Annotated in this window: 25 protein-coding genes; 8 read left to right on the top strand and 17 right to left on the bottom strand. The window is 66.2% G+C overall.

Annotated elements, in window-relative coordinates; all coding sequences use genetic code 11:
- Positions 1-5: 5 nt before the first annotated feature.
- The 5 genes from CF165_RS23545 to CF165_RS23525 all read left to right on the top strand — a co-directional run bounded on the left by CF165_RS23545 (position 6) and on the right by CF165_RS23525 (position 5,733).
- Entirely contained in the window at positions 6-185 is a 180-nt protein-coding gene (locus CF165_RS23545; RefSeq protein WP_093949713.1) for a hypothetical protein, read from the top strand.
- The gene (locus CF165_RS23540; protein ID WP_093949712.1) at positions 182-2,236 is read left to right on the top strand and encodes an AAA family ATPase; all 2,055 of its coding nucleotides are present in this window, start codon (positions 182-184) and stop codon (positions 2,234-2,236) included. The genes CF165_RS23545 and CF165_RS23540 overlap by 4 nt, the downstream gene beginning before the upstream one ends.
- Positions 2,236-2,706: a DNA phosphorothioation-associated protein 4 gene (locus tag CF165_RS23535; RefSeq protein ID WP_093949711.1), complete on the top strand. Its 471-nt coding sequence runs from the start codon at positions 2,236-2,238 to the stop codon at positions 2,704-2,706. Before CF165_RS23540 ends, CF165_RS23535 begins: the two co-directional genes overlap by 1 nt.
- Before the next feature lie 14 nt (positions 2,707-2,720).
- Positions 2,721-4,559, top strand: coding sequence for a DUF262 domain-containing protein (locus tag CF165_RS23530; protein ID WP_143268637.1), 1,839 nt, complete (start codon positions 2,721-2,723; stop codon positions 4,557-4,559).
- 61 nt (positions 4,560-4,620) lie between these two features.
- Positions 4,621-5,733 (top strand): IS630 family transposase, encoded by a 1,113-nt coding sequence (locus CF165_RS23525; RefSeq protein WP_167441547.1) that lies wholly within the window; start codon positions 4,621-4,623, stop codon positions 5,731-5,733.
- A 62-nt stretch (positions 5,734-5,795) separates the two neighbouring features.
- Here the strand turns inward: CF165_RS23525 and CF165_RS23520 are convergent, their stop codons facing one another.
- The 6 genes from CF165_RS23520 to CF165_RS23500 form a co-directional block, all read right to left on the bottom strand.
- Positions 5,796-6,197, bottom strand: coding sequence for a helix-turn-helix domain-containing protein (locus CF165_RS23520; protein ID WP_240521749.1), 402 nt, complete (start codon positions 6,195-6,197; stop codon positions 5,796-5,798).
- A gap of 249 nt (positions 6,198-6,446) precedes the next feature.
- A complete protein-coding gene (locus CF165_RS50325) occupies positions 6,447-6,833 on the bottom strand; it encodes a hypothetical protein (protein WP_143268636.1) in 387 nt (128 codons plus the stop codon).
- Positions 6,834-7,627: 794 nt separating this feature from the next.
- Positions 7,628-8,620: a sigma-70 family RNA polymerase sigma factor gene (locus CF165_RS23515; protein ID WP_093949709.1), complete on the bottom strand. Its 993-nt coding sequence runs from the start codon at positions 8,618-8,620 to the stop codon at positions 7,628-7,630.
- Between the two features lie 131 nt (positions 8,621-8,751).
- The gene (locus CF165_RS23510; protein ID WP_093949708.1) at positions 8,752-8,904 is read right to left on the bottom strand and encodes an EthD family reductase; all 153 of its coding nucleotides are present in this window, start codon (positions 8,902-8,904) and stop codon (positions 8,752-8,754) included.
- A complete protein-coding gene (locus CF165_RS23505; protein ID WP_240521748.1) occupies positions 8,901-9,827 on the bottom strand; it encodes a zinc-binding dehydrogenase in 927 nt (308 codons plus the stop codon). The genes CF165_RS23510 and CF165_RS23505 overlap by 4 nt, the downstream gene beginning before the upstream one ends.
- A 137-nt stretch (positions 9,828-9,964) precedes the next feature.
- Complete coding sequence (locus tag CF165_RS23500) at positions 9,965-10,546, bottom strand: dihydrofolate reductase family protein (RefSeq protein WP_093949706.1); 582 nt, start codon at positions 10,544-10,546, stop codon at positions 9,965-9,967.
- Between the two features lie 145 nt (positions 10,547-10,691).
- Between CF165_RS23500 and CF165_RS23495 the strand changes: the two genes are divergently transcribed.
- A complete protein-coding gene (locus CF165_RS23495) occupies positions 10,692-11,690 on the top strand; it encodes a sigma-70 family RNA polymerase sigma factor (protein ID WP_093949929.1) in 999 nt (332 codons plus the stop codon).
- 15 nt (positions 11,691-11,705) lie between these two features.
- Here the strand turns inward: CF165_RS23495 and CF165_RS23490 are convergent, their stop codons facing one another.
- From CF165_RS23490 to CF165_RS23470, 5 genes are all read right to left on the bottom strand, one after another.
- Positions 11,706-13,043: a CBS domain-containing anti-phage protein gene (locus CF165_RS23490; RefSeq protein ID WP_276209739.1), complete on the bottom strand. Its 1,338-nt coding sequence runs from the start codon at positions 13,041-13,043 to the stop codon at positions 11,706-11,708.
- A 32-nt stretch (positions 13,044-13,075) separates the two neighbouring features.
- Positions 13,076-13,720 (bottom strand): hypothetical protein, encoded by a 645-nt coding sequence (locus CF165_RS23485; protein ID WP_093949704.1) that lies wholly within the window; start codon positions 13,718-13,720, stop codon positions 13,076-13,078.
- On the bottom strand, positions 13,717-14,661 hold the full coding sequence (locus CF165_RS23480) for a ParA family protein (protein WP_093949703.1): 945 nt from the start codon (positions 14,659-14,661) through the stop codon (positions 13,717-13,719). Before CF165_RS23480 ends, CF165_RS23485 begins: the two co-directional genes overlap by 4 nt.
- A 119-nt stretch (positions 14,662-14,780) precedes the next feature.
- Positions 14,781-15,728 carry an alpha/beta hydrolase gene (locus CF165_RS23475; RefSeq protein WP_093949702.1) on the bottom strand — a complete coding sequence of 316 codons (948 nt, stop codon included), beginning with the start codon at positions 15,726-15,728 and terminating at the stop codon, positions 14,781-14,783.
- A gap of 52 nt (positions 15,729-15,780) precedes the next feature.
- Positions 15,781-17,079, bottom strand: a complete 1,299-nt coding sequence (locus CF165_RS23470; RefSeq protein WP_093949928.1) for a cytochrome P450 — start codon at positions 17,077-17,079, stop codon at positions 15,781-15,783.
- Between the two features lie 191 nt (positions 17,080-17,270).
- Between CF165_RS23470 and CF165_RS23460 the strand changes: the two genes are divergently transcribed.
- Together CF165_RS23460 and CF165_RS23455 are read left to right on the top strand one after the other, a co-directional pair.
- Positions 17,271-18,089 (top strand): SAM-dependent methyltransferase, encoded by an 819-nt coding sequence (locus CF165_RS23460; RefSeq protein WP_093949927.1) that lies wholly within the window; start codon positions 17,271-17,273, stop codon positions 18,087-18,089.
- Between the two features lie 13 nt (positions 18,090-18,102).
- Positions 18,103-20,226, top strand: coding sequence for a putative bifunctional diguanylate cyclase/phosphodiesterase (locus CF165_RS23455; protein WP_093949701.1), 2,124 nt, complete (start codon positions 18,103-18,105; stop codon positions 20,224-20,226).
- Here the strand turns inward: CF165_RS23455 and CF165_RS23450 are convergent.
- The 6 genes from CF165_RS23450 to CF165_RS23425 form a co-directional block, all read right to left on the bottom strand.
- A complete protein-coding gene (locus CF165_RS23450; protein WP_240521747.1) occupies positions 20,169-21,107 on the bottom strand; it encodes a DMT family transporter in 939 nt (312 codons plus the stop codon). The two genes, CF165_RS23455 and CF165_RS23450, sit on opposite strands and share 58 nt — an antisense overlap.
- Before the next feature lie 26 nt (positions 21,108-21,133).
- Positions 21,134-23,266 (bottom strand): MMPL family transporter, encoded by a 2,133-nt coding sequence (locus CF165_RS23445; RefSeq protein WP_240521746.1) that lies wholly within the window; start codon positions 23,264-23,266, stop codon positions 21,134-21,136.
- Between the two features lie 125 nt (positions 23,267-23,391).
- Positions 23,392-23,640: a hypothetical protein gene (locus CF165_RS23440; protein ID WP_093949699.1), complete on the bottom strand. Its 249-nt coding sequence runs from the start codon at positions 23,638-23,640 to the stop codon at positions 23,392-23,394.
- On the bottom strand, positions 23,637-23,975 hold the full coding sequence (locus CF165_RS23435; protein WP_093949698.1) for an ArsR/SmtB family transcription factor: 339 nt from the start codon (positions 23,973-23,975) through the stop codon (positions 23,637-23,639). The genes CF165_RS23440 and CF165_RS23435 overlap by 4 nt, the downstream gene beginning before the upstream one ends.
- A gap of 55 nt (positions 23,976-24,030) precedes the next feature.
- On the bottom strand, positions 24,031-24,768 hold the full coding sequence (locus CF165_RS23430) for a Long-chain-fatty-acid--CoA ligase (protein ID WP_093949697.1): 738 nt from the start codon (positions 24,766-24,768) through the stop codon (positions 24,031-24,033).
- A 53-nt stretch (positions 24,769-24,821) separates the two neighbouring features.
- Entirely contained in the window at positions 24,822-25,541 is a 720-nt protein-coding gene (locus tag CF165_RS23425; RefSeq protein WP_093949696.1) for a DUF2786 domain-containing protein, read from the bottom strand.
- Between the last annotated feature and the right edge of the window lie 26 nt (positions 25,542-25,567).

The raw sequence follows: 25,567 nt of genomic DNA, 5'->3' as shown, positions 1-25,567 counted from the left end.
ACGAGATGACCGACACCAAGACTGAACGTGAGCAAGTCGCTGAAATCTATGCCGAGCAAGACGAGACGGTCCAAGAGATCATTAAGGAAGTATTGAGCACCGAGCGCAGCCGTTTACATCTGCGTAGCCAGGACAAGGCGACAGTCGACTTGCTCGTGAACGCCATCCGGAGGATCGTGAAGTGAAACTCCTATCACTGGAGCTGGAGAACTTCAGGCAGTTCCACGGCAAGCAGGCGATTGAGTTCGCTGCCGGAGGTGACGACGGCAACGTCACAGTAATCTACGGTGGTAACGGTGCTGGTAAGACTACGATCCTCAACGCTTTCACGTGGGCACTTTACGGTGACCTAAGTGATGACATGGAGGAGAAGGAGCGCCTTTTTACTGACGCTCTCTGGGAGCAAACTGATCTTGGCGCAACAATTACATGTAGTGTCACGGTCCAGTTTGAGCATAACGGCAGCGACTATCGGCTTCGCAGGGCGGTTAATGCTCGAAAGACTAGCCCGCGTCAGCAGCCGCATCACTCGGATGTGTCGTTAGCGTCGACCGGCGAAGACGGCGCCTGGCGAGACATTGAATCCTACACCGACAGCGTCGACCTCATCCTGCCGAAGCGCCTTTCGAGGTTCTTCTTTTTTAACGGCGAGCGTATCGAACACCTCGTGCAGTATGAGGACATCCAGGATGCAATCAAGACGCTGCTCGGCTTGGAGCAGTACGAACGAGCTGTCAAACACTTGCCGGACGTGGAAAAGATCTTCGCTAGCGAGTTGCGAAAGCTTGGGAAGTCCAAGTCAAGCGATTTGGTTGCGCAGCTTGAGCAAGAGAAAGAGGACCAGGGAAAGCTTACTGAAGAGCAGAAACGCCTCAGGAGCGAAGTTGGCAATCTTGAGGGTGAGATTGACCAGTTGGAGCAGACGCTCCGCAAACATGAGGCAACAAAACAATTGCAGGCGCGACGTGACGAGCAGCGTCGGGCACTCCGTGAAGCGGATGAACGGCGTGAGGAAGCGCGCCGAGGCCGGACCGAGACGTTGACTCGTCGCGCGTACAGGATCTGGCTCGCTGATCTCTTGCCTGAAGTCGAGCAGCTTGCTTCTGGGCTACATGACCGTGGTGAGTTGCCCGCGCCCCTCAAGCGACAGTTCGTGGACGAGCGGCTCGAAGTAGGCGAGTGTATTTGCGGAACACCCCTGCATCCGGGCGAAGGTCCGTATAAGCATGTGGAGGCGTGGCGCCAGAAAGCCGGCCTCGCGGAGGTGGAAGGCGCCTGGCAGCAAATGAAGGGGCAAGCGCGAGGCCTCGGGAACCTCGCAGAAGAGCCAATTAGCGAAGTGTTGCACTTCAACGCTGAAATTGCAGCCTCAAGCGAGGCTCATCGCAAGGCGGAAGAGATTCTCAACGAGGTAGCTGCACAGCTTCAGAATGTTGGATCTGAGGATGTTCAGCAACTTGAGCGCCGGGTGCGCGAAATGCGGGAGCGTGTCAAAGGGCATCAGTTTCGGCTAAGGGATATTAGTGTTGAGCTCGACGTAGTTTCTGCGCGAATCAAGGAGCTAACCGACAAGCTGAAGAAGGCGCACGGTGCGAACGAAAAAGAGGAGCAGCTCCGACGAAGTGTCGCACTAGCTAATGAGGCGGCGAAAGCCATTAAGCAAATGTTGGATACGGCAAGTGAGAGCGTGCGCCGCCGCCTCGACGTTAAGGTTCGCGCGGTGCATAAGGCGATCACGGTCAAGCCATTTGTTCCGGAGCTCAACGAGTCATTCGAACTAAAGCTTTGGTCGGGCGATAGCGAGGATCGGCTTCCTGCTCCAAAATCTACAGGCGAGAATCAGTTGCTCAGTCTCTCCTTTGTGGGGGCGCTTGCTCAACTCTGCCGTGACCAGGCAGACCAAGGCGAAAATGTCCAACTCGTAGGTAAGGTAGGCGGCCTCTATCCCATCGTCATGGACGCGGCGTTTGGGAATCTCGACGATAACTATCGTGAGGCTATCGCTAACGCCTTACCAAGTATGACCTCGCAGGTCGTTGTTCTGACTAGTAAGGCGCAGGCTACGGGTGTCGTAGCTAAGGAGCTCAGGCCTCATACCGGAGCCGAGTACGTCGTGTGCGTTCACACGACAAAGAGCGACGTTGACCCGGAGAAGATCGCCGTGCAAGGGCAAGAGTGGGACTATCTCGTGCCAGGGGCCGATTACGACTCTGCTACCTTGAGGAGGATCGGCTAATGCTTGATCCGCGCGTTCGGCGTCCAGCTGACAAAGAAGATCTTATATCGAAGCTTGCCGGGGATTCTTCCGAGGCGGGATTTTCTTCGATGCGTGACTTATTTGTCTTTGCTGCAGCCCTAGGTAAGGCTGAATCACGACATGTTCCGTTTACTGAAGCATACGGAGACGCTATCCGACTGGAGCTGTTTCAGCGGGACGGAACTCACGAACTGCTGATCAACGTTATCGCGGTACTTGAGCACCCGGGTGACCCTGAGATTCTCCGAGAAGATCGTGTGGCCGAGCGGATCGAGATCTTTGAAGGGTATGTCAACGGTGGGCTTGAGCTAATCCAAGCGCATCTCAACTCCCATCGGCTCGTCCGGGAGGATGACGCATTGAATATGCTCGTTCAGCGGCGGATCAGTGCGCGAAAGAGTGAGCAAGAAGTAAACTTGGCACAATTCGCCGATGACCTCGGCTTGTAGGGATTGGACTACTGTTGACTGAGTCGACGTCAATGCTGAATGCGGCAGGTGTTCGTCCGACAAGCTTGCCAATAGGAAAACTTCTGACGAATCGATCGCCAGCTCGGGTTCCTCGATACCAACGGTCATATGCGTGGGAAGACGAGCAGGTTAGCGACCTTATTGAGGATATTAAACTGCTGCTCACGGTCGCGACTGGCGAACGCGGCCATTTTTATGGCGGGATGGTCGCGATCGAGATAGGTGATGCTACTGAAGCCGGCGGAACAGTGTACGAGGTTGTCGACGGTCAACAGCGGCTCGCGACGTTCTGCTTGCTGCTCGCTCAGATTGCCGTCCGTGCAGATGAGCTTGGTGCTATCGCTGAGTCGCAAGCGATGCCCGAAATTCGGAATAAGTTCACGATCTTCGCTAAGTCGATCCGTAAGGAATTTCTATACTACGAAAGGTATGACGTCACAGAAGGAAGTGAGTCTGAGCAGCCACGACTTCGGCTTAGTCGAGCTGATGACGAAGTATTCCAGGGCCTCCTGAGGGGTGAGGCCGCATCGACGCTCCGCGCGAGTCATAAGCTTCTGGAACACGCGGCTCACTTGCTCAGGAAGGAGCTGATCTTAGAGCGGGCTCCTGACGCTGATCTTTATGCGAGTTTTGATTCGCTGGTACGCATCCGTGATGCGGTAATTCGAGACTCGTTCGTGATTCATATTGTTAGTGAAGAGCGCGCAAACGGGTATCGTCTATTTGCCGTATTGAACGATCGTGGCGCTCGATTGACTGTCGCTGACCTTCTGCGGAGTCACACGCTCGAGATGCTCGATAGCGTGCCTGATCTTTGCAGGAAGGCGGCGGAACTGTGGGACGATCTGCTCGCTGACGGCGGCGACGATGTTGACGATTTTCTTAAGGCCTACTATACATCCCTGGTGGGCAGGCGTCCCAGTCGCGATGACCTCTTTGATGATACTAAGAAACTTCTATTTTCGCCCGGGGTTGCTTCTGAGATGGTCGTTCAGGGGCTCAAGGATATGGGGCGCGAACTAGGCTCATTCAAGTCAATCAGTAAGGGAGTATGGCCTTACGTCGGTGAGCAACAGATGTCCGCTGTTACGGAGTGGGATCGCGCTCGTTTAGGTCGTCTTGTGTCAGTGCTTCGCCACGAGCTCTCGACGCCGATGCTTTTGGCTGCGCGTGCGGTCTGCGACGAGGCCGAATTTGCCGAGTTGGTGCACCTTGTCGAGATCTTCGCTTTTCGCTATAAGAATGTCTGTGGCGCGCACGCTGGTCCTGCAAGTGGTAGCTACTATGCGGAGTGTAAGCGTCTTCGTGCCTTGAGTTCTGATGCGAAGGTGAACTTTACAAAACTTCGAGAGTCTCTGCGAGGACTGCTGGCGCTGCGTGCGCCAGATTTGGTGTTTGAGACTTCCATTGCGAACCAGCTCCACTATGACGCGGGAAACGCAGCGAAGGCAAACATCAGGCATCTTCTGACGATGCTCGAAGACTACCGGAGTTGGGTAAAGCTGGGTGCGAACGGTGTGCCGCGGCCAGCGAGGATTACGGTCACCGATCTGAAGCTAGTCACTATCGAGCACTTATATCCTCAAAGTTCCTCTCCTCGTGATCCGGCGCTAGAGTCGCATGTCAATCGGCTCGGAAACCTCTCTTATTGGGAGCCTTCAGATAATAGGGAAGCAGGAAATCTGCCGTTCGTTGACAAGCTTCCAGCCTACAGGGCGAGTAAGGTTGGGCTGAATAACGACTTGTCGGAGTGGGGCGCTTGGGACTTGACGGCCTTGGAAGAGCGGGAAGAGCGGCTGATTAAGCAAGCTTGCCAGGTCTTTACAATATGAAACTGGGCATATGCAGCTAGTGTCCTGTGATTCCGTTTGGTTTACGTTGGGTTGACTGGGCATGGTGTTGGCTGACTCGGTGGAGTTGACGACGGGGCAGCGGGCCGAGTTGCAGGCCCTGGTGTACAGCCCGGACGTGGCGGCGACGGTCGCGACGAGGGCCCGGATCGTGCTGTGGTGCGTCGAGGGCAGGCAGAAGAAGGATGTCGCAGTGCTGGCCGGGGTGTCGCGGCCGACGGTGGACCTGTGGTTGGAGCGCTACGGCGCGGAGGGGCTCGCGGGCCTGCTCGACCGGCCGCGGGGGGCAGCTCGCGAGCAGGTCCCGGCGTCGGTCCGCGCCCGGATCCTGGCCCTCAGCCGTACCAGCCCGCCGGCCTCGACTGGGCTGTCGCATTGGTCGAGCCGGGAGATGGCTGCGTTCATCGCCCGCACCGAAGGTGTTTCCGTCTCGTACCACTATGTCGCGAAACTCTGGCGGGACAACGGGATCAGACCCCATCGCCACGGCACGTTCAAGGTCAGCAAGGATCCGGAGTTCGCTGAGAAGGTCGCCGACATCGTCGGGCTGTATCTGGCCCCGCCCGGCGGTGCGGTGGTGCTCTCGATCGACGAGAAAACCCAGATCCAGGCCCTGGACCGAACCCAGCCGCTGCTGCCGATCGACTTCGACGCGACCGAGAAACGCACCCATGACTACGTTCGCCACGGCACCACGAACCTGTTCGCCGCGTTGAACGTAGGCACCGGCGAGGTCTTGGGCGAGTGCACGCCGTCCCGCGACGGCGCAAGTTTCCTGGCGTTTCTGAAGAAGGCCGTACAACCACATGCGGGCAAGGATGTTCACGTCGTGCTGGATAACCTCTCGACCCACACCACGCCGGAGGTCATGGCCTGGCTGGCCGACAACCCGCACGTGCGGTTCCACTTCACGCCCAAGGGATCTTCCTGGATCAACCAGATCGAGACTTGGTTCGGGATCATCACCCGCCAGTCCATCCGACGCGGCACCTTCACCAGCGTCAAAGTCCTGATCAAGCAGATCCGCGACTACATCACGCACTGGAACACCACCGCCAAGCCCTTCACCTGGACAGCCACCGCCGACGAGATCCTTGCCAAGGTCCGACTCGTCCAGAGCAACATCAAGAAACTCGTCGACAACAACGCCAAGTAACGGAATCAGGATCACGAGACACTAGGGCTGATGACGGTCTTTATCGGCGGATCGATCGGTGATCAACGTGTATGCCCGTGAGGGTCTCGGATGCGCACCCCGCGGTCGAGCAGTCGTGCTCGTACCGTGTTCGCTGTTGTGTCGAGTGTGACCCCGATCCGGGCCAGTGACCAGCCGGCTGCGTAGAGTCGCACAGCTTCGTCGACTTGGTCCGGGGCTAGCCGTCCTCGAATCTGCACACCGGCTCGATGCAAGATGTCGCTGACGGTCTTCCGGTTGATCTTGAAACGCTCGGCGAGGTCGTACACCGTGTCGCCGGCCTGGTAGGCCGCGGTGAGCTTGTCGACCTGCTGTTCGCTCAGCTGGCGGGCGCGCCGTGGCTTAGCCCGTTCGGGTGAAGGTGTGGTGATTGTGACAGTGGCGGCCAGCCGCCGGACAAGGGCTTCAAGCGTCCTGACCTGCACGCTCGTGTTGTAGTGAGGTCCCCGGAGGTCCACAGCAGGTCAAGGGCCCTCTCCGGAACCTCGGGGAGGGCTTTTTGCTGCCCGTACAGCAGTGGCCTCACTGGAGGCCGTCCCCGAGCTTGTCGGTATTAGATCTCCATCGTGACTGCGAATTGGGCGTGTCGGAGGATGTGCATCGCGACACGGGGGTGGACGTCGGGGTCAGCGAGCAGGGAACCGCATGAGTGACGAACGCTGAATGGGTGTCCATTAGTGCTTCGGTGAAGTCGTAGCCTTCGGTTTCACTGTGGTCAGCTCGTTGAATCTTCTCACGTATTCGTCAACTGGTGGATCGGCGTCCGTGGACGAGGGCTGCCAGTGGATATTGCTCAAAGACGCAAGGGCTGCGCCGACTACCGCTAGAACGGCGAAGGTTGTCTTCACGACAGGAGATGCCGTGGACAAGCTCGTAATACCTGATCCGCCCGAGAATACCGCCGCGAGGAACCCAAGGCTGTAATTTGCCTGCGTCCAATGCTTGGCGGACTTTCTATATGCTGCTGCGGCTACAGTGACATCGCGGTAGATGCTCCGGAGTCTCCAGTCGGTAACCTCAGCTTCCAGGAACGTGTCGTCGGGTGGGGTCGCAGGGATCATTTCCTCGGTCGTCGCCGCTGCCTGAGGTCGGAGCATTAATTCGGTTGATGCGACGGTTGCTCCGATGCCTGCTACTTCAAGCAGGAGGACGAGTATCCATCCCGCGGGTGCTGAGTGATAGTCCAATGCCGAGCAGGCCCGCGATGGTCAGAAGTAGAATCCCTGACCAGAAGATGGCTCTTGCGGAGTGGCTAGGTTCTCGAGGCGATGACACGCCTTTGTGGTCGTTGCTTTGGTACTTAATGCCAAATATATTGGACGCCGGTGTCGGAACTGGTCCGGCGGCGATGGCTATCCATGTAATTGGTGGCAGGTCGGGAAGAGAAACCAGTTGGCGACCGAGAGCTATGTTGAATATGACTTCGACCGCAGTGACGGCGATGTGTCGGCGTTGATGTGTTCTCTATCGGCGCTGGTCCGATGCCTGATCCGGCTCGCCTGGCACGTTGTTGTCGCGACTTACCGGCAAGGACGTAATTCCGGATCAAGTTGTTACTGCCAACCCGCAGACTGTGACGTGTCTGGGACCTCGGTCGGGCGTTCAGGTGTGCGGTACTTGCATGCCGAACGCGGCAACCGCCGGCGTCAACTCGCCGGCCATCACGACTCACGCATCTCGGCCGCCAGGTGGCGGCTCCTCCAGGGGAGGCGTCGACGAAGGATGTGGCCAGGCGACGGGATGAGTGTGCGGCTCGTCGACCAGCCCTCGTCGGGCGAGCTTCCTTTGGGCGTCCGCACCGGGACAGACTATTCGGTCCGCTGAGGACAGTGAGCCGGTTTGCTCGCGCTGGGGATCAGTTGGTGAGCACGTTCGGGAAGCCGAATAGGACCACCAGGGCCGGATTGTGGAACTCCGTCACCCGGGTGACGCCTGTGGCTGTCGGCGTGAGCACGACGATGCCGTGTGCCTGGAGCTTGCCGTCGTTGCGGTGGTACACAGCTGCCGCGGGTTGGCCGTTGGCCTCCGTGGCGATCATTCGCCAGTCGCCCGGGGTGCCCAGCACGTGTGTGGCCAGCAAGTTGAGGCAGTTCAGGCGGCCCGCGTACCAACTGCGGAATGGCGTTGCTTCCAGGGTCGCGTCGGTGCGTAGCACCTTTTCCAGCAGGCTCGCGTCCGAGTGCTCGAATGCTGTGATGTAACCGTCCAGCAGTGCGCGTGCCCGCTTGTCGGTTGGCTCCAGCAGTTCGCCGGGCTGGGGTTCGAGCTCGTCCAGGCGGGCGCGGGCGCGCTGCAAGCCGCTCTTCACCGCCGCCGTTGTCGTGCCGAGGATTTTTGCCGTTTCGGGTGCTGAGAAGGCCAGCACCTCGCGCAGGATCAGGATCGCTCGCTGGCGGGCCGGCAGGTGCTGCAAACTCGCGATGAGCGCCAGCCGGAGTGACTCGCGTGCTACCGCCGTCGTCGCCGGATCGTCGGTGGACGGGGTGATCCAGGTGTCCGGGAACGGTTCCAGCCATGAGACCTCGCCCGGTGCGGCCTCGCTCGGTCGGCTGTCGGGGCCGTCGTGCGGGCCTGCCAGTCCTGACGGCAAGACCCGGATCGGGCGTGGCTGCGCCGCCGTCAGGCAGACGTTCGTGGCGATCTTGTACAGCCATGACCGGATCGACGCACGGCCCTCGAAACCCGCGTACGACCGCCAAGCCCGCAGGTACGTTTCCTGGACCAGGTCTTCGGCGTCCTGCGCCGAGCCGACCATGCGGTAGCAGTGCGCCAGCAGCTCACGGCGGAACCGCTCCGTCTCCGCCGTGAACCGGTTCCGGTCCGCCGCCTCCCGCACCTGCGCCGTCATGCCGCGAGCCTAGGCCGCAGACCGTCGGCCGGATGCGACGCGGCGGATTGCCTGCTTGTCATGCCCTGCTCCTTCGCTGTGGTCACCTCCAGTACGACCTGGACACCGGTGCGAAGGAATCTAAACGCAGGTCAGCGGGGCACCTCCTCGAGCTGCATGATCAGGCCGCGGAACGTCAGGCCCGGAATCTGTTTCGCCAGCGGGATGTGGACGTCGTTGTAGTGACGCTCGAACGCTTCGACGTCGGATGGGGTGTCGTAGAGCACGACGAATCGCGCCGTCACGGCCGCAGGGCCAGTTTGCCGACCGTCGCCCTGGCTTCCAGTTCCGACAGGGCCTTCGGGCCGTCGGCCAGGTCGTAGGTCGTGGGACGTGCTGGGGTGAGCACGCCCGCGGCAATGAGCGCGGACAGCTCGCCCATGAGCTCGCCGAAGACCCGGGGTGCGGCCTGGATCAGCACGCCGATGTTGAGCCCGATGACCTGGACCTGGTGCCGGTACACCAGCTCCCAGTTGGTGATCGGGGCTTCGCCGCCCGCCAGCCCGTAGACGACGACTCGGCCGGTGACCCGCTTGGCCGCGGCCAAGCTCGCCTCGAAGGTCGTCCCACCCGCGGACTCGAGCACCAAGTCAGCGCCGCCGGTCAGGCGCCGCACCTCGGCGGCGAGGTTCTCGGCGCGGGAGTCCAGCACGTGGTCGGCGCCCAGGGCCAGCACCGTCTCGTGCTTGCCCGGTGACGCGGTGCCGATGACCGTCGCGCCGTAGTGCTTGGCCATCGTCACCGCGGCCTGCCCCGTCGCGCCCGCCGCGGCGTGGACCAGCACGGTCTCGCCGGCGGCGACGCGGCCCAGCGGCTTGAGCGCGGCCAGTGCGGTGGGCCAGTTCACGACCAGGCCCAGTGCCTGCTCGGCGCTCCAGCCGGCCGGCGCCGGCGTCGCCGCGGCCGCGGGCAGGACCAGGTACTCGGCGAACGCCCCGGATCCGACGCCGGCCACGCGATCCCCGAGACGCGGGGCGCTCACCCCCTCACCGCACGCCACGACTTCGCCGACCGCCTCGAACCCCGCCCGATACGGCGGGCGCGGTCCGTCCAGGAACGTGCCGCGGGCCTTCGAGATGTCGGCGAAGTTGACCCCGGCGGCGGCGACCCGGATCAGGACCTCGCCCTGGCCCGGGGCCGGCACCGGCGCGTCGAGGATCAAACGCATGTCCTGCGGACCCCGTAGCGAGGTCTGCTCGAGGGCACGCATGGTGGCGGGAATGCTCACGGCGATCGGCTCTCTCTTCTCGGCTTACTTCATCGTCGAGCAGGTAGACCGCCGCCACCGCCGAAAGGAATCGGCGATCAGGCCGGGACGCCGGGCTGGTAGGTGAGGCTGACGAGGCTGTCCCCGACGGTGCGGCAGGCGGTCAGGCGCAGGGACTTCCGGTCGCTGATCCGCCCGACCGGGCGTTCGCCCTCGCCGAGCGCGAACGGGCACACGATCAGCCGCAGCTCGTCGAAGAGGTCGTGCTCGATCAGCGCTTGCACGAGCCGGCCGCTGCCGTAGACGACGATCTCGCCGTCCACTCCGTCCTTCAGCTTCGCGACCTCGTCCAGCACATCGCCCTCGAGGACCGCCGAGTTGACCCACGTGGGGTCTTCCAGCGTCGAAGACACGACGTACTTGGGCAGCTCGCGCAACCGGTCCGGCCAGTCGCCGTCGCGGGACGCCCAGCCTCGCGCGACGAACCACTCGTAGGTAAGGCGCCCCATCAGCAACGCGTCCGCGCCCACCGCCTCCTCGAATTCGACCTTGGCCCACGCCTGGCGATCCGAGCCCACGAGCTGGTCGAACCAGCCGGCGAACCGGAAGCCCTCGGCGCCCACCGGGTCCTGGAACACCCCGTCGAGCGATACGGTTTCACTGATCACGATCTTTCCCATCGCGGCTCTCCTTTGTTCGCGTTCTCGGCTGCCGGTGATAGGGACGTCGCGAGATCGGGAAAGGGGTCGGTCGGGGACCGCCCCCTTTGGCTCGCGGCCGACGTCTGTACACGATGGAAGGGCCGACGAGGGAGAGGTGGCCGCGGTGGAAACAGACCTGATCAGCAGGGCGCGGGCCGGGGACGACGACGCGTTCCAGGCGCTGACCGAGCCGCACCGCCGCGAGCTGCAGGTGCACTGCTACCGGATGCTCGGCTCGTTCCAGGACGCCGAGGACGCGCTCCAGGACACCATGGTCGCGGCCTGGCGAGGTCTCGGCGGGTTCGACGGCCGCGCGTCGCTCCGCACCTGGCTCTACCGGATCGCCACCAACCGGTGCCTGAGCACGCTGCGCTCGGCCGGCCGGCGTCCGGCCACGGTGTGGGACATCCCCGGGGTGGAGCCGCCCGAGCCGACCCGGCTCGGCGAGGTCGTCTGGCTCGAACCCTATCCGGACGCCCTGCTCGACGGCGCGATCCAGGTGCCGCTCGGCCCGGAGGCTCGCTACGAGCAGACCGAATCCATCTCGCTGGCCTTCGTCACCGCGTTGCAGGCCCTGCCGCCTCGCCAGCTCGCCGTCCTCATCCTGCGTGACGTCCTCGGCTTCCCGGCGAGCGAGGTGGCCGGCATGCTCGACACGACCGTCGACTCGGTCAAGAGCGCCCTCAAGCGGGCGCGGACGACCCTGCAGCGCAACCAGTCGCCCGAACCGCCGCCCGCCACGGCCTCGCCGGCGGAGAACGCGATCGTGGCGGGCTTCGTGCGCGCGTGGGAGACCGCCGACGTCGACGCGCTGGTGGCCCTGCTGACCGACGACGTCTTCATGTCCATGCCGCCGCTGCCACTAGAATACCAGGGCCGGGACGTCGTCGGCCGCTTCTGCGGCGCCATCTTCGACGCGGGCCGGAGGTTCGCCCTCGTGCCGACGCGTGCCAACGGCCAGCCGGCGTTCGGGGCCTACCTGACCGGTCCCACCGGCGTCCGCCACGGGACCGGCCTGTACGTCCTGACCCTCGCGGGCGACCGGATCAGCGCGTTGACCCGCTTCGAGAACAGCATGCTGTCGCCGTTCGGACTGCCGCGGTCACTTCCTCCTCAGGCGTGACGGGGAAACGGCGTTTCAGGCCAGGTCGCGGTACTGGTGCAGCAGGCTGTTGAAGCTCCGCAGCTTGTTGATGGCGTCTTCCGGTACCGGGTCCGGGTGGAAGTGCATGACCTTGTTGCGGATGAGGCGAATTTCCTCCAGCCGGGCGATGAAGACCTGACGGTCCAGCGGCCAGCCCAGCTTGTCCCAGACATCCCGGTTTCCGAGAATGCTTTGGTAGTCCCCGAAAGCCAGGTCGTCGAAGCTCTTGACCGTTCTGCTGCACAGCGGCTGGATGGCCGGAATGGCGAACGTCCGGTTCAGGATCCAGCGGAGCGTCTGGTCCAGCTCGCCCACCTGGAAGAACGGGGTGGCCATCTCGCCGTAGCGCTGTGCCACGTCCGCAGTGGTGACAATGCCCTTCACGACTCTGCTCTCGTTCAGGACGAACACGAATTCGTGTTGCTGCAGCAGGGGAAGGACCTCGAACAGGTCTCGGTCGTACGCGACCAGTTCCACGCGGGTGTCGAGCGCGTCGGCGACGGTCGCGTCCGGTTTCTGGTGCATCGCCTGGGCGATCGAGCGCCAGGTCACGGCACCCCGCAAATTGCGGGGGCCGTTCAACACAGCGAGCTGCGAGAACTCGTTGAGAAGCATCTTCGTGACCGCTTCGTGGAGCGTGCTGTTCGGGCTGACCGACTCCACACCCTCGAGTGGAGACAGGTTTCCCACCGTCAGGCGGACGTTCAGGTCATCGCCCCCCTCGTCGTCCTTGCCGAGGGGGACGTCGTCGATCACGGGTGCCCCCTCGTCGGACGGCGTGGTCAGGGAAACCACCGTGTCGAGGGTGACCGCGCGGAAGCTCGGTGACGTCACCAGCCCGTGGTTCGCCAGGTCCGCTTCGATCTGGCCGATCTTGTCGCCGCGATCGGTCGCTTCCCAGAGCGACAGGAGGGCGCGGACCGAGATCCGCTCGGGATTGTGCTCGTCGGCGCGGGCACGTGCTCGACGCAGGCGCTCATGGACGCGCTGACGATCCCGGTCCTCGGATTTCCGGTCGACCGTGGTCGCGCCGGCGATCGCCCGGTCGAGAAACTCCTGGCGCACCGAATCCAGCAACCGGCCTTCGTCGACCACGACCCACGCTCGCCATCCGTCGACCGCTCGCATTCCCGCCGCCACCATGGCCGCTCGCGAAGGCGAGCGGAACTCCTCGCCGTCGGGTTCGAGGCGGATCCGCCCCTCGTCGGTCACGGTCGCGTCGAAGGTGGCACCGATGCGCTTCCGCTTGAACCTGAGCTTCGCCCCGGCCTTGATCAGGCCTGCCTCGAGCAGGTCCGAGACCATGACGCGGCGGCCGCCGATCAGGTACATCGAGCGACCAGCGGCCTCGGCACTCATGTGAGTCACCACTTCCGCAGGCCGGCGAACTTGCGGCGGGCACCGATCGCCTGCTTGAGGATCCGCCTTCTCAGCTCCTTCTGGCTCAGGCGGTCCATGTGCGTGAGCTGCAGTTCGGTCGCGATGGCCAGCAAGCTGTCGCGGTCCAGGCGCTGCGCCTGGAGGTATTCGGCACCCTCTTCTTCGGTGTCGATCTCGCGCAGGCGGGCGGCGATCGCCGCCGCGTCGGCATCGGACGTCATCGTCACCGAGACGGCTTCGGGCGGTTCGGGCACGGGAGCTTCGGCTACCGGGGAGGGAGGCGCTGGTGCAGGACGCTTCGGCTCCGCGGGCGTCTCGGCAGGGGCCGGGGTTTGGTCGGCAAGCAGGTCGATGAGCTTGGGCTTCGTGAGTCTGCTGTAGTTGCGGTAGTGCAGCTCTCCGGCGACCTTCTTCAGATCGGCCACGGTGAGGTCAGCGGTTTCCAAGTAGGTTCGTCGTTCTGACGCCGTCGACAGCTCCGGCAGGGCTCGCACCGCCTGTTCAGCCGCGCTCAGCACCATCAGCTGCGCCGCCCCACTGACGATCCTCCGCAGCGTGGCCTCGTCCTGCCGGTCGAGGAACTCGTACACCCGCGCCTGCAGGGCGACGAAACTCTTCAGGTCGCTCACCGCCGGCCACCCGGCGTCAGCTCGAGCGCGGTCAGCACCTCGTCGACGAGCTGATCGAATTCCCGGACGACCAGATCCCGGCTGCTGGCGCGCAGCATCGCCGGTACGCCGGTTTCACCGGCGTCGCCGAAGTGGTTGGAGCTGTTGCGGATTGTGCTCGACAGCACGGGAACCTTGGAGTTCAGGCGGACTTCCTCGACGTAGGCGCGCTGGGCGGCGGTGGGGTGCTGGGAATAGATCTGCACCATGGTGAAGACCACGCCCAGCATGCCGGGGTCGATCGGGCGGTGCTCCCGGGTGCCGCCCTTGTGGTTGACGAAGTCGTTGAACTGCTGGACCAGCCCGGCGCAGTTGCCCACCAGGTAGTCCAGTCCCAAGGTGGACAGGTAGTCCGCCTTGGCCGGGACGAGGATCTGCTCGCTCGCGACGATCGCCGTTTTGGTGACCAGGCCGAAGTTCGGTGCGCAGTCGATGAGGACCAGGTCGTACCCGGCGAAGTGGTCGTCCGCCAGCGCTTGCCGCAGACAACCGTGCAGGTCCAGGAACCTCCGCTTCGACCCGTCAAGGGTGGTCGTGCCGCCCAGCAGAGCCGCGAGTTCGAGATCGATGTCGATCAGGCCGAGGTGGGAAGCGATCAGGTCGAGCTGTCCGCCGGTGCCCGCGAGGGCCTTGTTGACACGCTCCGGTGACACCACGAGGTCGCGCAGCGGAACGTCCCTGCCGGGCATTTCGCCGCCGTACCACTGCTTGATCGTGCGGTTGTCCGCGAGGCGCTCGTGCCAGTCGTCGATCGAGAAGAAGGAGAAGGTCAGGTTGGTCTGCGGGTCGAGGTCGAGCAGGAGGACCCGCAGGCCCCGGCCGGCCGCCACCGCGCCGAGGTTCGCGGTCAGCGTCGTCTTTCCCACTCCGCCCTTGTAGTTCATGACCGCCACGACCCGCATGCGCTCTCCCCGTGGTCTCGTGCCTGGGCCGTTTGTAGTGCACGGACGGCTGAACTGACGAGAAACGCGGGCAAAGTGTCATGAAGTTGTCCACCAGCTCGCCGATCGGCGAGAGGCGGTCAGGACAGGGTTTTCAGCCAGGTGGCCACCACTCCGAAGTACGTCGGCGCGTTGGGGGCGTAGTTGATCGCGTGGCCGTAGCCGTTGAGGATGTACGTCTGCAGGTTCGCCGTGCCGAAGAACGGGGCCTCCGAGGCGCGCAGGGCCGCCGGGGACGAGCAGTCGCTGCCCAGGGTTCCGCAGAAGTTCGGGTCGTTGCCCACCACCAGCAGGACCGGGGCCGTGATCTGCCGGGACGCCGGGACGACCACCGTCGTCAGTGTCAGGCTGTCCACCGCCTCGGTCGCCGCGAAGACGTCCTTTGTGGACTCGTCGTACGCCAGCGCTGCGGCGTCGTACGGGCCCGGTGTGTGGAACGCCGCGTAGCGGGTGCCCGGGTCGGTGGTCAAGTAGCCCGCGTCGCGGCCGGGGAGGGCCGGGTCCAGCGGGGCCGGCATCATCTGGGCCAGCGTCGGGATCACCGAGACCAGGTTCATCCGGTGCGTCATGCCCGTGACCAGCACGCCGTCGACGTCGCGGTAGCGGCCCGCCTCGATCATCGCCATCGCCGCGCCGATCGAGTGGCCGCCGACGACCACCTTGGCGAAACGGGAGTGGATTGCCTGGATCACCTGGTGCGCCGCCGTCGCCTGGACCGACGCGCTCAGCAGCGTGCTCAACGGCTTCGAACTGCCGCCCGTGCCCAGGCGGTCCAGGGCCAGCGTCGCCACGCCCGCCTTGTTCGCCGCCAGGCGGAACGAACGGATCTCCGGTGTGTAGCCGATGTCCCAATAGGACGCGTTGTACGTGCCGCCGGGGATCAGGACCACCACCGTCGACGCTCCGGGCGGGGCGCACAGGCGGCCGTGCATCGTCTGGGGGAGCAGGGCCACCGTGACCGGGACGTTCAGGTCTTCGCACGTCGTGGCCGCGGCGGCCGGGGTGGGCGTGAAAAGCGCGGCCAGCAAAAGGAAAACGGCAGCACAAAAACGTAGGCGGGACAAGGAGAACGACCTCCAGCTAGCGGGGGACTGCCGTCATCGGCAGGCTTTCGGGGTAGGCGGCGGAGGTGAACTTCACGCACACCGGCCGGCCCGGGACTCCGACCAGCCGCCACCGCGCGGCCACCGTGGCCACCGTGATGACGATTTCGTTCTGGGCGAAGCGGTTCCCGATGCACTGCCGGGTGCCCGCCCCGAACGGTACGAACGCGCCCTTCGGCACGTCCGCGGCCCGCTCCGGCGCCCAGCGGCCGGGATCGAACCGGTCCGGGTCGGCGAACGACGCGGGGTCGTGGTGGAGCGCGTGCGGGCTGACGATCACCTCGGCACCCTCCGGGAGGCGCACCCCGCCGAGGTCGACTTCGGTGAGCGTGCGGCGCATCAGCATCCAGAGCGGGTACCGCCGCAGCACCTCGTCGACCACCTGCCGGACGTAGGTCAGCCGGGTGAGGTCGTCGACGGTGACCGGGCGGCCGCCCAGCACCTCGTCGACTTCGGCGTGCACCCGCGCCTCCACCTCGGGGTGCCTGCCGAGCTCGTGGAACGTCCAGGCCAGCGCGAGCGCGGTCGTCTCGATGCCGGCCGTGAGCAGGGTCAGCACTTCGTCCCGCGCCTGCTCGTCGGTCATTCCTGCCAGCAGCAACGTCGAAAGCAGGTCGCCGCGGTCGGTGCTTTCGCGCCGCCAGTCGCGGATCACCTCGATCACGATTCCCCGCATCCGGGCGATGGCCTCGTCGAACCGCCGGTTCCCGGGAACCGGCAGCTTTTCGACGAACTTCGGGGACAACGCGCGAATCATGCCCTGCTGGATGATCACGAAAATCGAGCGGCGGGCTTCGGCGATCGCCTCTTTGCCCAGGTCCGTCGAGAACAGGGCCTCGCCGACGATCGTCACCGCGAGACTCTGCATGTCCTCTTCGATCATCCGCACTTCACCGGCTCGCCAGGTGTCGCTCATGCCGACCGCCGCGCGCCGCATGATCTCCGCGTAGGCGACCAGGCGGTCGCGGTGGAACGCCGGCTGCATCAACCGTCGCTGGCTCAGGTGGAAGTCCCCGTTCGAAAGCACCAAGCCATTTCCGACGAACGGCCGGAACTTGTCGAACATGGCGCCCTTGCGGAACTTCGGCCCCGCGGTGACCAGCACTTCATGGACCAGCCGCGGGCTCGCGACGAAGTACACGGGCGCCGGGCCGAGATAGAGTTTTACGATCTCGCCGTGCTCGTGCAATGAGTTGGTGAACGCGTAGCGTTGCCGCAGCAGTGCCGGAGTGTGCCCGAGAAAAGGCCACCGGCCCGGTGCGACCGGGACGCTCATGCGGACTCCTCGATTGAGCCATTCGTTCGAGCCAATGTGTGGATTCCCAAGGAGACGGTCTACGGTAGGCGCGTCCGGGCGAACCGGACAGTGCCCGATCGGGTGGTGTGGGCTCACGCATATGGCGCAGTAGCCGATCCTCGGGGAATCGCTAAGCTCTTTCCGGTCCGACAGATGAGAAGGTGTTCTTCGTGACACGATCACCGGAATGGGTACCACCGGGTGTCGATATCTCCGTGCCGAGCATCGCTCGCACTTACGACTTCATGCTCGGCGGCGGCCACAACTTCGCCGTCGACCGCGCGGTCGGCGAGGAGATCGAACGCGTGATGCCCGGCCTGCGCGACTCCGCGCGCGTGAGCCGCGCCTTCCTCGGACGCGCGGTGCGGTTCATGACCGGCCAGGGGATCCGGCAGTTCCTCGACATCGGTTCCGGCATCCCGACGGTGGCGAACGTGCACGAGGTCGCCCAGGCGCAGGACCCGGACTGCCGGGTGGTGTACGTCGATCGCGACCCGGTGGCGGTCGCGCACAGCGAACTGATGCTCGCGGGCAACGACCGCGCGGCGGTCGTGCAGGCCGACATCCGGGACCCGGAGAAGATCCTCGATTCGCCGCAGGTCCGCGAACTGATCGACCTCGACGAGCCACTCGGCCTGCTGATGCTGCTCATGCTGCACTGGATCCCGGACGAATCCGGGCCGCGGGAACTGGTCGGCCGTTACCGCACGGCGCTGGCGCCCGGCAGTTTCTTCGCGATGACCCACGTCACCGGCGACCACCAGGGCGAAAAGCTCGGAGAAGCGACCGAAGTGATCAAAGAGAGCCGGAGTCCCGATCAGGTGACCCTGCGGACGCACGCCGAGGTTTCCGCGCTTTTCGCGGGATTCGAACTCGTCGAACCGGGACTCGTCGGCTGCGGCGAATGGCGGCCGTCCGGGCCGGCCGATATCGCCGACGCGGCCGCGATGAACATGCTGGTTTACGCCGGAATCGGCCGGAAGAGCTGAGCGGGCGCAACGCATGCCGATGATCGACGACCGGCCGGAACAGCCCGCGCGTCCCGACGCGGAACGCGGGCGGACCTTGCTCGCCCGGAAATGGGCGTACCTGCTCAGCGGCGTGACAGTCGTTTCGCTGAGCCGGGAAGAACTCGACCGGGAACTGCGGGATCTGCTCGACTCGCTGGTCGAAAGCCTGCGGCGCGCGTCCGCGGACACGACGGCCGCCGAGCGGATCGGCGCGCGGCTGGTGGCGCTCGGCTACGTCGGCGAGCGGGGACTGCGGTGCACGCTCGATGTCCTGGGGAAGGGGCTGCCGTCGCTGCCCGAGCTCCAGCCGGTCGAATGCCTCACCGAGCGCATCGTGCTGACGCTCGGAGCGCTCTCGTGCGGGTTCCTGCTCGCGCACGAGCGCAGCGTCCTCGACCAGCAGGAGATCATGCACCTGGCACTGCTCAAGGCGGTGCGGGACGCCCAGTGGAACCTCAAGCAGAGCGAAGCGCGCTTCGACGAGGTGGTGACGTCGTCGGCGAGCGGCATCGCGCTCGTCGCCCTCGACGGCCGGATCGTGCGGGCGAACGCGGCGCTGGCCGAGATGCTCGGTCACCCGGACGGGGAGCTGGCGGGGACCCAGCTGACCGACGTCGTGCACCCGGACACCTTCCAGGTGCTCCGCGAGGCGATGGACGCGTTGATCGACGGCGGCAAGGACCGGATCCGGCAGTCCCAGCGGCTGCTGCGCAAGGACGGCGACGTCGCCCGCATCTCGCTCACCGCGTCCCTGCTGCGTGACGCCGAAGACTGCCCCGGCCACTTCGTCTTCGTCATCGAGGACGGCACCGAGCTGATGCTGCTGCAGGGCGAGCTGAGCCGCCAAGCCCTGCACGACGTCCTCACCGGGTTGCCGAACCGCCAGTACTTCGGCACCCACCTGGAGGCGGCGCTGAGACGCGCCGACCCGGTGTACGGCGTCACGCTCTTCCACGTCGACCTCGACGCGTTCGGCATGGTCTGCAACAGCCTCGGCCGCCGCGTCGGCGAGCAGCTGCTGGTGCACTTCGCGCAGCGCCTGAAGGCGGTGATGGCCCGGGAGAAGGCCATGATCGCGCGGTTCCACAGCGACGAGTTCGGCATCCTGGTCGAGAACACCGCGACGACGCCCGACATCGACACGATCGTGCGCGCGATCAACGACGAGCTCGCCGAGCCGTTCTTCGTCGACGGGCACGGGCTCGCGCTGTCGGCCAGCGCGGGCGTGGTGCACCGGCCCGCGAAGGGCATCGACCCGCTGGAGCTGCTGCGGCAGGCGGACCAGACGCTGCGGCGCGCCAAGGTGCGGCGGCGCGGTCAGTGGCGGATGTTCGACCGCGAGGCCGACGCGCACGACCGGCGGACGCAGGCACGGGCCGTCGGCATGGCCGGGGCGTGGGAGCACGGCGAGATCAGCGTGCAGTACCGGCCGGTGGCGCGGCTGGCGGACGGTGCCACCGCCGGCCTCGAAGCCCGCCTGCACTGGGACCGGCCGGACGACACGGCGCTTTCGCACGAGTGCTGCGTGGAGCTCGCCGAGTCGACCGGGCTCATGCTGCCGCTCGGGGACTGGCTGCTGCGCGCGGTGAGCCGGCAGGGCGAATGGTGGCGCCAGCGCACCGGGTTCGGCCTCCCGATGGTCGCCGGCCTGACCGGGCACCAGGTGTCGGACGACGCGCTCGGCACGCGCGTGACGCGGCTGCTGGCGGACACCGGCCTGCCGCCGGAGCAGCTGATGCTCGGCGTCCCGGCCGGCGCGCTGCCGGTGTCGGGCGTGATGGAGAACGTCACCGCGCTGGCCGACCTCGGCGTCCACGTCATGCTCGACGAGTTCGGGCTGGGGCCCGACGACCTGCGCGCGATCGAGGACCTGCCGGTGGACATCGTGCGTGTCGACCGGCGGCTCGCCGAATGGCAGGCGTGGTCGGACTCGACGTTCCTCGGCGCGCTCGTCCCGCTGGTCCGGCAGGTCGGCGCGACGCTCGTCGTCGACGGCATCCACACCGAGGACCAGGCGGACTGGTGGCGCACGGCAGGCGCGGACCTGGCCACGGGCGACTACTTCGGGATCGCGAGGCCGCCGGGCGAGCTGGCCGGGCAGTTCGCCGGCACCTGAGCCTGGGCCGGGACCCGGGCCTTCCGCCGGGTCAGGCCGACCGCGACCAGCACGATCACCATGCCGCCGACGATCCGGGGCGTCAGCGGTTCGCCGAGGACGAGCGCGCCGAGCCCGACCGACACCACCGGCAGCAGGTAGCCGACGGTCGCCGCGGCGGTCGGGCCTTCTTCGGAAAGGATCCGGTAGTTGAGGTAGAACGTGATCCCGGTGCCGAAGACGCCGAGGATCGCCACCGCGACGACGGCCGTCAGCGTCAGGTGCGGTGCCGTGGACGCGACCGGCAGCGCGAGAGCGGTCAGCGCGGTGGCCGTCATCAGCTGGGCGGCCGAGAGCGCCAGCGGAGCGCCGTTCGCCGGCAGTTTCCTGGCCATGTAAGCGAACGCGATCGCGTAGCTGAGGCCGGCGCCGAGCAGGGCCAGCGCGCCCCCGCTCAGCAGGCCCGGCTGCTGCCACGGCGCGAAGATCACCACGATGCCGCCGAAGCCGAGGGCCAGCCCGAGCAGCCGGGCCGGGTTGAGCCGTCGTTCCGTGCCGAGCGCGACGCCGATCAGGAGCGACCACAGCGGGGTGGTCGCGTTCATGACGCCCGCGACGCCGGAGTCGACCGTCCGTTCCCCGATGCCGAACAGCGCGAACGGCAGGGCGTTGCAGAAGAACGCGGCGACGATCAGCCGGGCCCAGGTCCCGCGGTCCCGCGGCAGCCGCTGCCGGGCCGCGAACGCCAGCGCGAGCAGCGTCAGCGCGCCGAGCGCGCACCGGACCAGCGTGAGGTGGACGGGGCTCAGCCCGGTCAGCGCCAGCTTGATCCACAGGAAACCCGAGCCCCACAGCAGGGCCAGGAGAGCCATCCGCGCCGAAGCGCCCCGTCCACCGATCATGCTTCTACGGTGCCCGTGTTGATCTGTCAGGACAAGTGAAGAGTTCTGGACGGATCTTTAAGCTTTGCTACAGCGGGCCAGAGCCGTTCGCCGAAGAGCGACAACGCGGCGGGCAGCAGCACGCCCCGCACGAGTGTCGCGTCGAGCAGCACCGCGAACGCCATGCCGAGGCCGAGCATCTTGTACTCGATCGCCGCGAGGCTCAGGAAGACACTGAACACCCCGGTCATGATCAGCGCGGCGCTCGTCACCACGCCGGAACTGCTCGCGGTGCCTTCGACGATCGCCTGCCGCGCCGGGACGCCCGGCAGCCGCCGCTCGCGGATCCGGCTGAGGATGAACACGTGGTAGTCGGTGCTCAGCCCGAACAGCAGCACGAACAGGAACATCGGCAGCCAGCCGAGCACGCCGCCGTAGGGCGTGAAACCCAGGAGGGGCGCGAGAAAGCCCTCCTGGAACACGAGCGTGAGCACGCCGTACGCGGCGCCGACCGACAGCAGGTTGAGCAGGATCGACACCACCGGCACCGCGACCGACCGGAACACCACGAGCAGCAGCAGGAACGCGAGCAGCAGGATGAAGCCGAAGACGAGCGGCGCCCGGGCCAGCACCTGCGTGGTGAAGTCGTGCGCCTCGGCGGTCCGGCCCGCCACCGCGTACCCCACGCCGTCGACCCGCCCGATGGTTTGCGGTAGCAGGGTTTCGCGCAACGTCGTGAGCGTGCGGCTCGCGGTTTCGTCGTTGCCGGTGCCCCCGAGCGGGATCCGGACGACGAGCGCCTGGTCCACCGGGACGACCATGGCCGGTTTCGGGGTTTCCGCGGTGAGCGCGCCGATCGCCTGCCGCACCGCGGGTGTGTCGACCGGGCCGCCGCGGGTGTTCCAGAGGACGACGTGCGCGGGCATCGTCACGCCGGGAAACGCTTCCTGCATGCGTGCGGCCGCGTCGATCACCGGGATGGTGCGCGGCAGGCTTTCGGTGGGGGCGGGGTCCTGCAACCGGATTCCCAGCGCGGGCAAGGTGAGCAGCACCAGCACCGCGGTGGCGATCCCGCTCCACAGCGCGGGTTGCCCGGTGACGACACGCGCCACTGCGGCCCAGAACGCCGAGCGCGTCCGCCGCTTGCCCAGCCACGGAATCCGGCCGCGGTCGACGCGGTGACCGAGCAGGGAGAGCGTCGCGGGAAGGACGGTGACCGCGGCGAGGGCGGCCAGTCCGACGACCAGGACCGTGCCCACGGTCAAGCCGCTGAGGTTGTCGAGGCCGGTGAACAGCAGGCCGGTCACGCACAGCACGACCGTCAGCCCCGACACGACGATGACGTGCCCCGACGTCCGGGCGGCGATCCGGATCGACTCGTCGACGCCGTGGGCGCGTTCCTCTCGTACGCGGCGCAGGAAGAACAGGGAGTAGTCGACGCTGACCGCCATGCCGATCAGCAGCGTGATCGCGGAAGTGGCGCTGTTGACCGGAACCCAGTTGTCCACAACGGACAGGAAGCCGAACGCGGCGAACACCGTGGTGCCCGCGAGGAGCACCGGGACCGCCGCCGCGACCAGCGAACCGAACACCACCAGCAGGATCAGCACCGTGATCGGCAGCGAGCGCGTTTCCGAACGCTTGATGTCCTCCTTGATGCTCTGGTCGACCGCGCCCGACACGCTGAGGTCGCCGGCCTGCGCCAGCCGGACGCTCGCGTGGCGGGTGGCGACCGTGCCGACCGCGGCGGTCGCCGTGGCGAGGTGCGACCGGATTTCGGCTCCGGTGCCGGTGATCCGGAAGGTGACCAGGCCCGACCGGCCGTCCGCGGACAGCCGGGACGGATCATCGAGCGGGGAGCGGATGTCCGCGACCGCACCCGACGTCGTCAAGGTGGTCACGAGGTCGGCCGTGGCCGCGCGAGATAGAGGCTGGACGAGGACGTTTTCCCAGAAGGGTTCGCGGGTGGACTGGCGGTCGAGGACGGCTTGGCCGGTGCCGGCGTCGCCGGCGGGGCTCGACCGCGCGTCGGTGCCGGGGACGAACGTGCCGACGGCCCAGGCCAGCGCGACGAGCGCCAGCCAGCCGGGGATCGCGGCGGCGCGGTGCCGCAGCGACCAGTTCGTGACAGTTTCGACCACCGGCCCCCGCCGGTGAGCCGGGGTGCCTGCGGGCAGCATGAACTAAAGTCCTTCCGTGGAGGAGTGATCCGATGAGAGCTCGCCCGCGGGCGAGGTGGTTGCTTCTTCCTCCTGGGCCGCCGAGTTGCCGCTCGGCGGCCCAGGGCCATCAGTCAGCCGGACCGTCAGTCGACCTCCTTGAGCACGTGTTCGATGGACCGCAAGCGATCCTGGACGTCCCGCAGCTGCCGTTCGGTCTCTTCCTGCGTCCGGACGGCTTTCTCCGCGAGGACGCGGTATTCGTCCTCGCGCGCCAGCTTCGCCTTGGCACGCCACGTCGAGGCCAACTGCACGATCGCGATCGACAGCACGACGGTGATCAGGACGAAGACCCCGGTCACGCCGATGATCTCCTGCCACTGGTGCCAGTTCATGTCCGTCCCTCCTCGCCGTCCCCCTGGACGGATTCCGGTGTGGTCAGCGTCGGCACGGCGGCCGCGATCGTCTCCGGCGTCAGCACGACGGAGAACGCGGTGAGCTCGTAGAACCGCAGTGTCTTCCCGTCTTCGCCGACCTCGAAGCTGCCGGTGACCAGGCCGGCGGCTTCGAGCTTGCGCAGGTGGACCTGCAGGAGCGCGCGGCTGATCCGCAGCTCGCGGGCGAGCTTGCTGACGTAGGTGCGCTCGGCCCGCAGCGCCGCGACGATCCGCAGCCGGTGCGGGTTGCCCAGGGCGCCCAGCTGCCGCAGGAGCTCGTCGCCGGTCCACATGCCAACAAAAGTTAGCAGGTGTCGGCGTGCGGGGGTATCGGGGTGATCCCGGAGATCACATCGGGTGTTCCATCCAGACGTTCGGCTCGACGTACGTCGCCGTGTCGTAAGCGGTCGACGCGATCACCGGGGCGATGCCACCCGGGATGAAGTTCTCGCCGTCCTCGAGTTTCACGCCGGTCCAGTCGCGCCAATCGGCCAGTGAGCCGGCGAGCGTCACCGCGAACGGGCACACCTTGACCACGCGCGCGCCCAGCCGCTCGTGGGTGCGCAGCCAGCGGTCGGCGAGCAGGCCGTCGGAACGGCGGCGGGCCGCGTACTCCGGCATGGGGACCGCGGGCTCGGCTTCCTTGCCGATCGGCCGCACCGAGACGATCAGCTTGCGCAGCCCCGTTTCCGCGGCCCGCGCTTTCACCGCCTTCAACATCGGCGAGGACAGGCCGGTGCCCCGAAGGTGCGGCGCGACGACGACTTCCAGCGCGCACAACGCGTCCGGCGCGCGGCCGTCCATCACGTCCTGTGCCGCCCACTCGATCGCCTGGTCCCAGCCGTGGTCCGGAAGTTCGGTGCGGTCCGGTGCCGGATACGCCAGCGGGACGGCCAGCGCGCGGGCCATCGGTGCGCCGTCGTCGCCCAGTGCGATCAGGAAGTACCGCGCCCAGTGCCGCAGGAACCGCTCGCCGGTGATCATCCGGCCGCTGGCGCCCTGGTAGATGAACTGCCCGCCGACGTCGCCGAGGTTCAGCGCGGGTTCGAGGAGATCGGGACGACCGGCAAGATCGACGACGCGCATGCGCCCAGTGAAGCGAAAAGATCAATCCCCGGATAGCGGCAACCGGGCGACGTTCAGCGGAGGGCCTTCCGGCGGCGGGTCAGCGCGGACGGGTCGAGGTTCGCCTTGGAACCGGCGTCGTGGCCGTCGAAGTAGCCGCTGCCCGACAGCAGCCGCGGCGCGGCGGAGCGCAGGCCGCCGTACTCCGTGTCGAACGCGTGCTGCACCAGCTGTGCGCGGTCGCGGACCACCAGCTCCGCCGACCGTTCACCCGGCGCCGCCGTGCGGACCGCTTCCTGCTCCGCGTGGGAAAGCCGCTCGTGCACCGCGCGCGCGAAGCCGTGCAGCCAGGTGCGCCGGTAGGCGGCCAGCGACTCGCCGGGGAAGAGCCCGCCCGGCCGGACGCGGGTCAGCTGCGTGCCCGCCTGCAGCAGCAGGCTGGTGAACAGCAGCTCCACCCGGCCGATGTCGGAGCGGAACCCGAACACCGTGACGCTTTCGACCTTCTGGCCACGGCGGTGCAGCAGGGTCCGGCAGCGCAGCGGGTACGCGACCGAGGTGAGCAGGCTCGCCTTGTCCCGGCTGTACGGGTCGTTCATCGGGATCTTCAGCGTGCCGATCTCGTCCGCGCTCGCCCCCGACGCCGCGAGCATCGCCTGGTCGATGCCGTACCGCGCGACGAGCTCGGCGGCTTTCTGGTTGTACGCCTCGGCTTCCGCCTCGGTGACCGCCGGGTCCTCGGCCTTGGCCAGCAGCTTGCGGATGCGCTCGAGCTGCGGATCTGACTCGGACATGGCCCCCCTCTCCTGGTCGGGCCCGG

Source organism: Amycolatopsis vastitatis, assembly GCF_002234595.1.
Lineage (GTDB): Bacteria > Actinomycetota > Actinomycetes > Mycobacteriales > Pseudonocardiaceae > Amycolatopsis > Amycolatopsis vastitatis.
This window is presented reverse-complemented; position numbering and strand designations above follow the sequence as displayed.